Source organism: Micromonospora sp. Llam0, assembly GCF_003751085.1.
Classification (GTDB): Bacteria; Actinomycetota; Actinomycetes; order Mycobacteriales; family Micromonosporaceae; genus Micromonospora_E.
The window spans coordinates 38,763-51,421 of sequence record NZ_RJJY01000002.1; the positions used below are offsets into that span (position 1 = coordinate 38,763).

At 73.1% G+C, this 12,659-nt stretch carries 10 protein-coding genes; 3 read left to right on the forward strand and 7 right to left on the reverse strand.

Annotation, left to right across the window (positions count from 1 at the left end; genetic code table 11):
- Positions 1 to 40: 40 nt before the first annotated feature.
- From EDC02_RS27175 to EDC02_RS27205, 7 genes are all read right to left on the reverse strand, one after another.
- A complete protein-coding gene (locus tag EDC02_RS27175; protein ID WP_199757926.1) occupies positions 41 to 3,520 on the reverse strand; it encodes a cyclic nucleotide-binding protein in 3,480 nt (1,159 codons plus the stop codon).
- A 127-nt stretch (positions 3,521 to 3,647) separates the two neighbouring features.
- Positions 3,648 to 4,103 (reverse strand): SRPBCC family protein, encoded by a 456-nt coding sequence (locus EDC02_RS27180; RefSeq protein ID WP_123605213.1) that lies wholly within the window; start codon positions 4,101 to 4,103, stop codon positions 3,648 to 3,650.
- A 103-nt stretch (positions 4,104 to 4,206) separates the two neighbouring features.
- Positions 4,207 to 5,733, reverse strand: coding sequence for a S1C family serine protease (locus EDC02_RS27185; RefSeq protein WP_123605214.1), 1,527 nt, complete (start codon positions 5,731 to 5,733; stop codon positions 4,207 to 4,209).
- Between the two features lie 62 nt (positions 5,734 to 5,795).
- Entirely contained in the window at positions 5,796 to 7,418 is a 1,623-nt protein-coding gene (locus EDC02_RS27190) for a cell wall metabolism sensor histidine kinase WalK (protein WP_233606461.1), read from the reverse strand.
- A complete protein-coding gene (locus EDC02_RS27195) occupies positions 7,415 to 8,116 on the reverse strand; it encodes a response regulator transcription factor (protein ID WP_123605215.1) in 702 nt (233 codons plus the stop codon). The genes EDC02_RS27190 and EDC02_RS27195 overlap by 4 nt, the downstream gene beginning before the upstream one ends.
- Before the next feature lie 89 nt (positions 8,117 to 8,205).
- Positions 8,206 to 9,171: a 1-acyl-sn-glycerol-3-phosphate acyltransferase gene (locus tag EDC02_RS27200; protein WP_123605216.1), complete on the reverse strand. Its 966-nt coding sequence runs from the start codon at positions 9,169 to 9,171 to the stop codon at positions 8,206 to 8,208.
- Positions 9,171 to 9,956, reverse strand: coding sequence for a GNAT family N-acetyltransferase (locus tag EDC02_RS27205; protein ID WP_123605217.1), 786 nt, complete (start codon positions 9,954 to 9,956; stop codon positions 9,171 to 9,173). The genes EDC02_RS27200 and EDC02_RS27205 overlap by 1 nt, the downstream gene beginning before the upstream one ends.
- Positions 9,957 to 10,059: 103 nt before the next feature.
- Between EDC02_RS27205 and EDC02_RS27210 the strand changes: the two genes are divergently transcribed.
- Genes EDC02_RS27210 through EDC02_RS27220 form a run of 3 tightly spaced genes read left to right on the forward strand, consistent with a single transcriptional unit; the run spans position 10,060 to position 12,540 of the window.
- Positions 10,060 to 10,788 (forward strand): hypothetical protein, encoded by a 729-nt coding sequence (locus EDC02_RS27210; RefSeq protein WP_123607139.1) that lies wholly within the window; start codon positions 10,060 to 10,062, stop codon positions 10,786 to 10,788.
- 13 nt (positions 10,789 to 10,801) lie between these two features.
- Entirely contained in the window at positions 10,802 to 11,716 is a 915-nt protein-coding gene (locus EDC02_RS27215; RefSeq protein ID WP_123605218.1) for an ATP-binding cassette domain-containing protein, read from the forward strand.
- Positions 11,713 to 12,540 (forward strand): ABC transporter permease subunit, encoded by an 828-nt coding sequence (locus EDC02_RS27220; protein ID WP_123605219.1) that lies wholly within the window; start codon positions 11,713 to 11,715, stop codon positions 12,538 to 12,540. The genes EDC02_RS27215 and EDC02_RS27220 overlap by 4 nt, the downstream gene beginning before the upstream one ends.
- Positions 12,541 to 12,659: the final 119 nt, after the last annotated feature.

Below are 12,659 nucleotides of genomic sequence, written 5' to 3' on the forward strand. Positions count from 1 at the left end.
AGAACCAACAAAGCACCTGTATCTCCGCTCGAATCGATATCTACGTCACAACACCGGGGGCACAGGTGGCGACTTCCACCTTGCTCTCCACCTGTCGGGTGAGCCCGGCGCTGTCCGTGACGGTCACCGTGATCGTCACGATCCCTCCGGCGCCGCCCTGCCGGCTGGCCACCGGGCCGACGGAGCCGCTGTGTGTCCCGGCGCCGCTGAAGGTCTCGGTCTTCTCCACCGGTCCGCTCTGCCTCGCGACGACGGTCAGCCCGTCGGGTGAGTCGTCGGAGACCACCACCATCCAGCGCACGCTGGTCGGGTGATCGCTGCAGGGCTCGTTGTTGACCAGCTGAGTGATCCGGCCCTGCGGACGGACCTCCCAGAAGATGGTCGGCGGCTCGTTTGGCGGCGGCTCGGTGGTCGGCGGTGGCTCGCTGGTCGGCGGCGATGACGTCGGCGGATCGGAGGACGGCGACGGATCGGTCGTCGGCGCTGCCGTGGTCGGTGACGGCGCGCTGGTCGGCGGCGGACCGGGCGGACTCGGCGGCGCGGCCGGGGTGGTCGGGTCGGGCACCGGCTGCCGAGTCACGCCGGGGTTCGGCGCCGGGGCCGGCGTCGGCTGGCTGGTCGCGGAGAGATCCGGCGACGGGCTCTGCACGGTCGGCGATCCACTGGTGGCACCCGGAGTGGGAGCGCTCGGCGTACCGCCGGGCGGGTCGACCACCCGGCCGTCACCGCAGCCGAGCTGCTCCCCGGTGGCCCGCAGGGACACCCCGTTGCGCCGCACCTCGCCGAGCGACACCCGGGCCGATCCGGCGTTCACCGCGAACCAGGCCTCGCCCCGGTTCGCCAGGACGGCATCCTGGCTGATCACGGTCATCGCCAGCGGCCGGAAGGCACCGGAGACGCTGGCGGTGTCGGCCAGGATCCGGCCCCGGTCCAGGGTCAGCTCCCCGCTGGGCGCGACGGGCCGGGTGCCGTCGCTCCACAGCGCCCCCACCTCGGCTTCGACCTGGGCGCAGAGCACCGTGGCGGCCCCGCCACGGAAGACGAGTTCACCGGCCGACCGGTCGGCGACCTCGATCCGGTCCCCCTCGGCGACGTACGCCGCCGCACCGTCGCGCAGCGTCAACAGCCGCCCCCCTGCGGTGCGCACCTCGACGGATCCCCGCTCGGCCCGCAGCAGCGCCCGGTCGGCCGGCATTTCCGCCCAGGCCGGTCCGGGCATCAGGTTGCCGCCGCTGATCAGCAACGCGAACAGCAGCAGAAGCAGCACCAGCCACCACAGCCGGCGCTCGAACCGCCGGTCCACCCGGTCGTCGGTGTCCCCCGGCGGTGGCGGGCCCGGCGGGGCGGCCAGCGGCGGATAGTCGGCGGGCGGATGCACGCCGCTGGTCGGCGGACCGCCGCGTACCGTCGCCGCGGCGGCCTCGGCCACCTGCGACGGTGCCGCGCCGAGCAGCATCGGCAGCCCGGCGACGGCCGGCAACTGCCACAGCCGGGTCTGCGTACGGGTGGTCGCGACCACGTCCGGCGGGTCGGCACCGACCGGGCCGATCATCGTGCCCCGGCGCAGTTCGAGGCCGTCCATCAGGGCGATCACACCCGATTCGAGGACCACCGCGTCGTACGGACCGGACAGCCGGACCGGCGCGCCGGGCGGCAACGTCACCGGTCGCGCCCGGGACACCAGCCCCAGCCGGTCCTCCGGGGTCAGCCCGGACAGCGCGGGGGTCTCGGCGAACAGCGACTCGGCGGCGGTCCGGTCGGCCGGCGGCGGACCGGGCAGCGGGCCGACGACCGTGGCGACCGCGGTCGGCGGCAGCGCCAGCAGCGTCGTACCGGCGGTGCGCCAGGTGAGTGTGGCCGGCGTACCGGTCAGGGCGCTGGCCAGACCGACCAGGCCGCCCGGCCCGAGCCGCTGCCGGACCATACCGGCCGGGTCACCGGGCGCCCGGCCCTCCACCGCGCCGTCGACCACGACGTAGACCGCCGGCTGGGCGGCGCCGGCGGCGACGAGCTGATCACCGGTACGCGGGTGCACCCAGCGCGCCTGGGCGGCGAGCCGGTTCAACGCGCTGGCCGGCAACGTCCGCAGCGCGCTGGCCCGCAGCGCGTCCAGCCGGCGCGGGGTGTCGGAGGCGTGCCGCCGCTCGGCGAACGCGCCGCGCAACCGCCGCCAGCGCCGGACCAGCCAGCCGGCCGCCAGGTAGACCAGCGGGGCGGCCAGACCGGCGACCACCGCGGCCAGCAGCAGCCGGGCCGGCCAGCCGGACCGCCACAGGCCGAGGACCAGACCGGCGACCCGGTCGGTCCAGATCCGCCAGAACAGGTTCACCGCGATGACCACCCAGAGCACGGCGAGCATCCCGTACAGGGCGACCAGCCGGCCCTCCCGGTCCAACGCCGACCAGCGCGGGCCGCGCCGGCGCAGCCGGCCGACGACGTAGGCCAGCCCACGGGTACGCAGGTTCGGGATCTCCAGCCAGTCCATCAACAGGTAGTAGCCGTCGAGGGCGAGGAACGGATTGAGGTTGAACAGGGCGTTCAGATACCAGGCGAAGGCGAGTTTGAACGTCCACGGCGCGGTCGCCGGGAAGATCAGCCCGACGATGCCGGCGACGCCGGCCAGCACCAGCCCGGCGGCCGGCCCGGCGGCGGTGGTGATCAGCCGTTGCCGGCGGCCGGCCAGCCAGACGTCAGTGGTGTCGACGAAGACCGACGGGATGCCGAAATAGATGAGGAATCCGGCGGCCGGCACCCGGCGGCCGGCGTGTTTGGTGGCCAGGGCGTGGCCGAGTTCGTGGCAGGCGAGGGCGACGACGTTCAACCCGAGCAGCACCGCCGCGCCGGCCGCGTATGACCCGCCGGTGAGGAAGACCGCCTGCTCGCCGCGCCACCAGGTCCAGCAGAACGCGGCGAACCCGACCACCGCGACGACGGCCAGCAGCACCGCCGCCAGCCGGGTGAACAGGAACCGCCCACCGCCCCGGTAGAGGGCGCCGACCAGCGGGTCGACGTCGGCCAGCACGGTACGCCGGCCCTGCGCCACAGCCAGCAGGGTGCGACCGAACCGCAGCGGCCACGGCCGGCGGTGCACCCGGGCCAGTGGGCGGAACGCGTCGACCGGCAGCTCGGCGAGCATCCGGTTGCCGGCCAGATCGGCGACGACCCGGGTGACCTGGTCGGGGGCGAGCCGGCCGGCGATCCGGGCGAACTCGGCGACCAACCGGGCCACCGTACGGCTGCCGTCCATCAGCTGGGCGAGCCGCCACTCGTCCGGGGTAAGCCGCAGGTAGCAGGCACCGCCGCGACCGTCCGGCGAGCGGAGCATCACGTACGGCATCCCGCGTACCGAGGTCAACTCGACGTGCTCGATGCCGGGCCGCAGCACCGGCCGGGCCCGGGCCGGGTTGAGCCGTTCGACGACGGCGTCCCACAGGCCGGCGTCGGCCGGGGCGACCGGCTGGCCCGGTGCCCGACCGGCCAGGGCCTCCCACACGCTGATCCTGGTCTCGACGACCGTCACTGTGCCTGCTCCTCCGCCGCTACTCGCGGCTGCAGGTTAGACCGCCTTGTCGACCGCACGCGACTGCTCGACCGCTTTCGGACAGCATGTCGTGCGGAAAATGTCTCGTCGATCGACTACGCCGGGGTCAGCCGCTCATCCTTTCGGCCAGGGTACGGGCCCGGAACATCTGCACCCGCCTGGCCGTGCGCACCACATAGGAGCGCAGCAGGGTGGGCATGGTGAGACTCACAGTGACGGTCACCGCCGACCCGGTGCCGTCCGGCTCGGTGTCCATCACGAACCGCACCGACACCCGCGCCGGGCTGCGCACCTGCATCACGAGTCGGCGACCCGGATCGGTCTCGGCCTGCCGGACGTGCAGGATGTTGTCGTACCGCAGCGGCCCGACGATCCGGAACCGCTCCACCGCGACATACCTCAGCACGGTGTGGCCGTCGGTGTCGGTGCTCCGCTCGATGTCGCGGACCGCGACGATCAGCGGCGACAGCCCGATGTGGTTGGTCGGGTCGGCCAGGTGGGCGTGCACCCGGTCCGGTGCCGCCGCGACGGTGAACCGGTCGGTGAAGGTCTCGGTGCGCACGCCAGGAAAACTAGCGAACGGCGGGTGGTGTGACCAACCCCCTTGGTCACACCACCCGCCGCTCTTTTCTGGGGAGGCAAGTCAATCTGTCGTCAAGTCGTCGTCACGGCGCGTCGACGAGGGTGGCGGAGGCGGTCCGCGCCTCGCCGTCGCGCTCGTAGGTGATCTCGATCTGCTCCCCGACCTGGCCGGACTGCACCGCCGCGACGAGGTCGTCCGAGTCGTTCACCGGGGTGTCGCCGATCTGCACGACCACGTCGCCCTGGGCCAGGCCGGCCTGGTCGGCCGGGCTGCCGTCCTCGACCGCCGCGATCAACGCGCCGCCTTCGTCGGCCGCGGTCACGCTCACCCCGAGGTACGGGTGGCTGACCTCCTCGCCGGCCATCAGCGCTTCGGCCACGTCGGCGGCCTTGTTGCTGGGGATCGCGAAGCCGACCCCGATGTTGCCCTCGCCCTGCCCGGAGGTGGCGATCGCGGTGTTGATGCCGATCACCTCACCGTTGGTGTTGACCAGGGCGCCACCGGAGTTCCCCGGGTTGATCGGGGCGTCGGTCTGCAGCAGCCCGGACATCGAGCTGACCTGCCCCCCGCCGCCGAACGGGCTCTGCTGCTGGCCGCCCACCGAAATGGTGCGGTCCTGCGCGCTGATGATCCCGGCGGTCACCGAACCCTGCAGACCGAGCGGGCTGCCCAGGGCCAGGACGGTGTCACCGACCCGCATCGTGCTGCTGTCGCCGAGGGTCGCCGGGGACAGCCCGTCCACGTCGTCGACCTTGACCACGGCCAGGTCGGTACGCGCGTCGGTGCCGACGACACTGCCGGACGCGGAGCCGCCGTCGGCGAAGTACACGGTGACCGATCCGCCGCGCGCCGACTCGACGACGTGGTTGTTGGTCAGGATGAAGCCTTCGGCGTTGAGCACCACACCGGAGCCTTCACCGGAGCCGGTGGAGATCGACACCACGCTGTCCTGGACGGCGTCGGCGATCTCGGCGAGCGACGACCGGTCGATCACCGGCGCCGCGCTGCCGCCGCCGTTGCTGCCGGTCTGCACCGCCGGCGCCGCGCCGCCGTTGTCGAAGGCGGCCACCACCGCACCGCCGACCGCACCGGAGCCGAGCATCAGGGCGAGGACGACCGCCGAGCCGGCGACGATCCGGCCGACCCGGTTCGGCGGCCGCTGGGCACCGGCCTGGGCGGCGGCGCCGGGCGGCGGCGACCAGCTTACGTGCGGCTGGCCGTAGCCGTGTCCGGCGTACGGCTGGCCGTGGCTCCACTGCCCGTGCTGCCCGTACGGCACCTGGGCGTAGCCGGGAGCGTACGGGCCGGCCTGCGGTTGGCCGCTGAGCGGCGGCCCGGTAACCGGCTGAGCCGACGCGGGCTGAGCCGACGCGGGTGCCTCAGGCGCGGGTGAACTGGGCGCGGGCTGAGCCGGCGCGAGTGCCTCAGGCGCGGGCTGGGCCGGCGCGGGTGAGCCGGCGTACGGCTGGTTGGTCGGCGTCCAGTCGGTGGACGAACGACCGGCGGCCGGGTCGGGCTGACCCGACGCGGCAGGGGCCTGCCAGGGGCTGGCCGGCGGTTGAGCCTTGTCCGACGGCTCCGCCGGCGGCGTGGTCTCGTGCTCGCTCATGTGTTCAGATTGCCCCCTGCCACTTTGACGTACCTGATTTGCGGCTGAGGTTTTCCTGAAAATCATGATTCGCCGTTGTCGATGGAGTCGGAGTCGGGGTCGACGAGTTCGGTTTCGGCCAGCGGGAGCCGGACCCGGAAGGCGGCGCCTGCGCCGGGCTCGCTGTGCACCTCGACGGTGCCCGAGTGGGCGGCGACGAGTGCGGCGACGATCGCCAGCCCGAGTCCGGTGCCGGTCGGCCGCTCCGCGCTGCGGGTACGGGCGGCGTCGGCCCGGTAGAACCGCTCGAAGACCCGTTCGGACTGCTCCGGGGTGAGACCGGGCCCCTCATCGGCCACCTCGACCGTGGCGAAGCCCGGCTCGGCGGCCCGCAACCGCAGGGTGACCGGTGTGTCGGCCGGAGTGTGGCTGATCGCGTTGGTCATCAGGTTGCCGATCACCTGACGCAGCCGGGCGTCGTCGCCCAGCACCACCAGCCGGCCGGCACCGGGCCCGATGTCCAGCTCCACCCGGCGCTGCGGGTCGACCGCCCGGGCCGCCTGCACCGCGTCGCTGGCCAGCACCGACAGCTCGACCGGAGCCAGGTCCAACGGGCGTTCCCGGTCGAGGCGGGCCAGCAGCAGCAGGTCCTCCACCAGCAGACCCATTCGGGCCGCCTCGTCCTCGATCCGGCGGACCAGCCGGGCCGCTTCCTGCGGCGACGCGGCGGCGGCCCCCTGCCGGTACAGCTCAGCGAAGCCACGGATGGTGGTCAACGGGGTCCGCAGCTCGTGCGAGGCGTCGGCGACGAACTGGCGCATCCGCTCCTCGGACCGGCGGGCCCGGGTCTCCGAGGACTGGGCGGCGACGGCGGCTTCCCGGGCCGACGCCTCCGCCATCCGGGCCGCCCACTCGGAGCTCGCCCGGGCGGTGAACGCCGCCTCGATCTGGGTCAGCATCGCGTTGAGCGTGCGGGACAGCCGGCCCAGCTCGGTCTGCGGCACGTGCGCGCCCGGCTCCGGGTCGGGCACCCGCCGGCTCAGGTCGCCGGCGGCGATGGCCGCAGCCGTCTGCTCGATCTCGACCAGCGGCCGCAGGTTGGTCCGCACGATCGCGGCACCGGCCAGCGCCAGCAGAGTCACCACTCCGATGCCGACCAGAATGTCGATCCAGACCAGCCGGCTGACCGCCCGGTCGACGTCGACGAGGCTCTGCCCGACCGCGATGACGTCGCCGGTGGGCAGCGACGCGTAGAGCATCCGCCAGCGCGGGGCGCCGTTGCGGGCGTACACGGTCTTCGGCTCGCCCTGCAGCGCGGCGAAGCCGTCCCAGTCGGCCGGCCAGCGCGGCAGCTCACCGGTGGCGATCCGGTCGTCGTCGTAGTAGGGCCCGCCGAGCGGGCCGTCCTGGTACGAGACGACCACCAGGTAGTTGGTCGGCAGCGGTCTGACGACCGAGGCGGGCTGGTCCCACGCCGGCAGGCGTTGCGCCTTGCTCACCTCGTCGCGCAGGTCGGTGACGTAGTCACGCAGGTCCGTGTCGATCTGGTCGACCAGGTAGCTGCGCAGGAAGAACGCGCTGCTCACGCTGATCACCAGCAGCGCGGTGAGGACCAGGCTGAGTACCGAGGTGACCAGCTTGACCCGCAGCGGTACGCCGCGCAGCCAGCCCGTCACCGGGGCGGGCGCCAGCGTCGGCCGGTTCACGCCGCTGGTTTGCGCAGCACGTAGCCGACGCCACGCAGGGTGTGGATGAGCCGGGGCTGGGTGTTGTCGACCTTGCGGCGCAGGTAGGAGATGTAGGACTCGACGATGTTGTCGTCGCCCCGGAAGTCGTAGTTCCAGACGTGGTCGAGGATCTGCGCCTTGGACAGCACCCGGTTGGCGTTGAGCATCAGGTAGCGCAGCAGCTTGAACTCGGTCGGTGACAGCTGCACCCGGTTGCCCGCCCGGTAGACCTCGTGGGTCTCCTCGTCCAGCTCCAGGTCGGCGAAGGTGAGCCGGGACGAGGTCTGACCGCCGTTGCTGGTACGCCGCAGCACCGCCCGGATCCGGGCGGTCAGCTCCTCCAGCGAGAAGGGCTTGGTGACGTAGTCGTCGCCGCCGAGGGTCAGCCCGCGGATCTTGTCGTCGGTGGCGTCCCGCGCCGTGAGGAAGACCACCGGGGTACGGGTACCGGCCTCCCGCATCATCCGGATCACCTCGAAGCCGTCCAGGTCGGGCAGCATGACGTCGAGCACCACGAGGTCGGGCCGGCGCTCGCGGGCGGCGTTCAGCGCGGCGCTGCCGCTGGTCGCGGTGGTGACGTCGAACCCGGCGAACCGCAGACTGGCGGAGAGCAGTTCGAGGATGTTCGGGTCGTCCTCGACGACGAGCAGCTTCGCCTCGGTCTGCGATGCGGTCATGACCGCATCATCCCGGATCGGTCTGGGTTCGGCCTGGGGAGCCGCTGACAATCAGCTGAGAGTGAGCTCGAAGCGCGGGACGAGTGACCTCAGCCGACGAGGTCGAGGGCGGAGCGGGTCGGCACCGGGTCGCGGTCGGCGAGCCGGGCGAGCGCCCGCCGGTGCCGGAACCGGTCCGGCGGCAGCGGCGCGCCGGCGTCCAGCGTCACCGTCAGATCCCGTAGCCCCAGCACCCGCCGTACCGACGGCCACAACGCCTCGTCCCCGATGAACGCCGCCACGCTGGTCGGCGCCGGCCCGGCCGCTACCGGCCCGGCCGCTACCCGGTCGGCCGGCCCGGCGAAGTGGTACGTCAGGGTGAGCGGGACGACCGGCACCTCGGCATCGAGGGCGGCCTGGAACAGCGCGGGGCGAAACGGTGCCGGGCGCGGCGCGCCGGAGCTGCACCGGCCGCCGGAGGTGGCCCGGCCGGCGGTGCCGCAGGTCGTGGTGGCCTGCGGGAACACCGCGATCTGGTGCCCGGCGCGCAACGCGGCGGCGATGTCGGCAACCGTGCCGGGCAGCGTACGGGGCCGGTCGCGGTCGATGAACAGGGTGCCGCCGACCCGGGCCAGCGCGCCGATCACCGGCCAGCCACGAATCTCCCGCTTGGCGAGCAGCCGGGCCGGGGTGACAGCGAGGATGGCCAGGGTATCCAGCCACGAGACGTGGTTGGCGGCCAGCAACGCCGCCCGGTCCGGCAGCCGGCCGACCAGCCGCAGCCGGACGCCGAGCGTACGCAGCAGGCCGCGGGCCCACAGCCGCCCGGCGACCGGGCGTAGCCGCCGGGTGAGCAGCGGCAGCACCACCAGCAGTACCAGCCCGGCGGCGAGCATGCCGAGCACGCCGGTCAGCCGGGTCAGCCGGGTCAGCCGGCCGGCGGCGGGCACGGTGGGTGGGGGCGGCAGGCAGCCGACCCCGCACCCGGATCGAGGTCGCCAGAAGGTGCCGTGGCCGTACGGTCGCGGTGACCCGCCGAGCGGTCGCGGTGAACTGGCGAGCGGTCGCGGTGCCATCACAGCTCCAGGAAGTGACGCAGGTAACGGGGATCGGTCCGGTCCAGCGAGAGCAGCACGTACAGGTCGGCGACCGCGAAGTCGGGGTCGTACGCGGGTTCGCCACACACCCAGGCGCCGAGTCGCAGGTAGCCGCGCAGCAACGGCGGCATGCCGACCCGGCCGGTCCTCGGCAGGGCCGGTGCAGGTGGCGGTTCGGGTTCGGCGAGCCAGGGGCGGCGTGGCCGGACCCGCAGCAGCGGTGGGGCCAGGTGCCGGTCCCGGACCGTACGCCAGACCGCGTGGGCGCTCGCCCCGCCGTCGTGCAGTGGCACCGAGGCGCAGCCGCCCAGCCAGCGCAGGTCACGTTCCCGCAGGTAGCGGGCGATGCCGGCCCAGATCAGGTTGATCACCGCACCGCCCCGGTGGTCGGGGTGCACGCAGGCCCGGCCGGCCTCCACCAGGTGGTCACCGATCAGCCGCAGCGGTCTGGTGTCGAACTCGGTGTCGGCGTACCAGCGGCCGACCCGGGCGGCGCGGTCCGGCGGCAGCAGCCGGTAGGTGCCGACCACGGCACCGGTCCGGGTGTCCCGGACGATCAGATGGTCACAGTGTTCATCGAACCCGTCCACGTCCCGGTCGGCGTCCACCCCGCCGGAGCGGGTGTCGGAATTGGCACCGAACTCGGCGGCGAACACCTGGCGACGCAGTCGTTGCGCGGCGGCGACCTGATCGGTGTCGTCGGCGACGGAGACGACGTACTCGCTGGTCCTGGCTGGGGTGGCGGCGGTCAGCAACACGGCCATGAGATGTGTGTAAGGTGCCCCGGAACCGTCGACGTGTCGGCAGCGGATGGCACCGGTGTCGATCCGGTGAACGACGGTGGCGATCGACTGCGAGGATGGTCCGGTGCTGATCTCCGCCCGGTTCAACGGCCCGACCGGCTCCGCCAACGGCGGGTACGCGGCCGGCCGGTTCGCCCAGGCGCTGCTGCGCGCCGAGCCGGCCACCGTGGTCCCCGGTCGGCCGGTCCGGGTGACCCTGCGCCGGCCGCCGCCGCTGGACACCGAGCTGCGGGTGGCGCGTACCGCCGACGACGCCCTGAGCGTGGAGGCCGGCGGGGATCCGGTCACACTGATCGCCGAGGCCGAGGCGGTCGCCGGGACGGTCGACGGACCGACCGTACCGCCGGTCGACCTGGCCACGGCGGAGGCCGCCAGCGCCCGGTATCCTGGCCACGCCGCGCATCCGTTCCCGGACTGCTACGTCTGCGGCCCGCGACACCCCGACGGCCTGCGGGTGTTTCCCGGGCCGGTGGGTGACGGACGCACCGCCGCGCCGTTCGTCGTCCCCGACGACCGTACGGTGCCGACGGTCTGGGCCGCGTTGGACTGCCCCGGCGGCTGGACGGTGCTCGCCCCCGGCCGGCCGTACCTGCTGGGCCGGATGACCGCGACGGTGGCCGCGCTGCCGGCACCGGGCCAGCGTTGCGTGGTGGTCGGCGATCTGCTCGAAACCAGCGGCCGCAAGGCCGAGGTACGCACGACGCTCTACGATGCTGCGGGACAACCGCTGGCGGCGGCCCAGGCGACCTGGATCGCCATCGCTGGCCCGCCGCCGGGTGACGGGGCGGTGTGACGAGAGGAGCCACATGTCGGAGGACGGACGCATCGTCGTCTCCGGGCTGACCAAGCAGTACCGCAATGTCCGCGCGGTCGACGATCTGTCGTTCGCCGTGGAGCCGGGGCGGGTGACCGGCTTTCTCGGCCCGAACGGGGCCGGCAAGACGACCACTCTGCGGATGATGCTCAACCTGGTCACGCCGACCAGCGGTCATGCCACCGTGGGCGGGCGGCGGTACGCCGACCTGACCGATCCGCTGCGGCACGTCGGCGCGGTGCTGGAGGCCTCCAGCGCGCACAAGGGCCGCTCCGGCATCAACCATCTGCGGGTGATCTGCGCCGCGGCCGGGCTGCCGCTGCGCCGCGCCGAGGAGACGCTCGGCCTGGTCGGGTTGACGCCGGCCGCCAAGCGCAAGTTCAAGGGCTACTCGCTCGGCATGCGGCAGCGGCTGGGGATCGCCGCGGCGATGCTGGGCGACCCGAAGGTGCTGATCCTCGACGAGCCGGCCAACGGGCTGGACCCGGAGGGCATCCGCTGGATGCGGGACCTGCTCAAGTCGTTCGCCGCGCAGGGCCGCACGGTGCTCGTCTCCAGCCACCTGCTGGCCGAAATGCAGCTGCTCGCCGACGACGTGGTGATCATCGCGGCTGGTCGGCTGGTCCGGCACGGCCCGGTCGGCGAGGTGATGGCGTCGATGTCCGGTGCCCCGACGGTCCGGGTCCGCACCCCGCACGGCGAGAAGCTGACGGCGGCGTTGGGCCGGGCCGAGGCGACGGTGCAGACCGCGCCGGACGGCGCGCTGCTGGTCGTCGGGGCGGACGCGCCGACGATCGGCCGGACCGCCCTGGCCGAGGGCGTCGAGCTGCACGAGTTGACCACCGAGCGACCCGATCTGGAACGGGTCTTCCTGGAACTGACCAGCGCGAAGGCGGCCATCCGATGAATCTGGTACGCAGCGAGCTGCTCAAGATCACCACCACCGCCACCTGGTGGGTCTTCGGCCTGATCTACCTACCGTTGTGGGCGGTCACCCTGCTGGTCAACTACGTGCAGACCAGCGTGCTCTCCGACCCTGGGCGGTTCGGCCCGACGACGCCGGAGAACGACGAGGTGCTCAGCGCGGTCAGCGAGGCGCCGGCGCTGGCGGCCAACCTCTACACCAACGGCCAGTTCTTCGGGCTGCTGGTGGTGATGCTGCTCGGCGTGATCGTGGTGACCAACGAGTACTTCCACCAGACCGCGACGACGACCTTCCTGACCAGCCCGCGACGCACCGAGGTGGTGCTGGCGAAGCTGGCCGCCGCGTCGTTGCTCGGCTTCGTCTTCTGGCTGATCACCACGGTGGTCAACCTGATCGCCGGCGCGCTGGTGCTGGCCACCTTCGACATCGGTCCGGAGTTCGGCTCGGGCGCGGTCTGGGAGGCGGTCGGGCTCAACGGTCTGGCCTACCTGCTGTGGGCGATCTTCGGGGTCGGCTTCGGGGTGCTGATCCGCAGCCAGCTCGGGGCCACCGTCTCGGCGATCCTGCTCTACCTGGGCGGCTACCTCGGCACGGCGATCATCCTGGCCACACTGGCGTCCCGGTTCGGCGACTGGGTCAGCGACCTGCAGTGGTTGGTGCCCTCGATCGCGTCCCAGTTGATGGTCGCCGGCACCGACCTGCCGGACAGCCCGCCCCGGTGGACCGGCGCGCTGATCCTGATCGGCTACGCGCTGTTGACCGGCATCGTCGGTACGGTGATCACCCGCCGCCGGGACATCTCCTGACCGGTCCGGAATATCACCACTGACCTGCCATTCCGGCCGGTACGGCTGGGGCAACCGTTGTGAAAAGTGACACGAGCCGCATGCGACAATGCCGCCCGTCGGCGTACAGCGTAGCCTGG

Coding starts and splice junctions, on each gene's coding strand:
- EDC02_RS27215 (WP_123605218.1), top strand. CDS start 10,802: ATGTCGGAGGACGGACGCATCGTCGTCTCCGGGCTGACCAAGCAGTAC.
- EDC02_RS27220 (WP_123605219.1), top strand. CDS start 11,713: ATGAATCTGGTACGCAGCGAGCTGCTCAAGATCACCACCACCGCCACC.
- EDC02_RS27185 (WP_123605214.1), bottom strand. CDS start 5,733: ATGAGCGAGCACGAGACCACGCCGCCGGCGGAGCCGTCGGACAAGGCT.
- EDC02_RS27205 (WP_123605217.1), bottom strand. CDS start 9,956: ATGGCCGTGTTGCTGACCGCCGCCACCCCAGCCAGGACCAGCGAGTAC.
- EDC02_RS27200 (WP_123605216.1), bottom strand. CDS start 9,171: ATGGCACCGCGACCGCTCGCCAGTTCACCGCGACCGCTCGGCGGGTCA.
- EDC02_RS27195 (WP_123605215.1), bottom strand. CDS start 8,116: ATGACCGCATCGCAGACCGAGGCGAAGCTGCTCGTCGTCGAGGACGAC.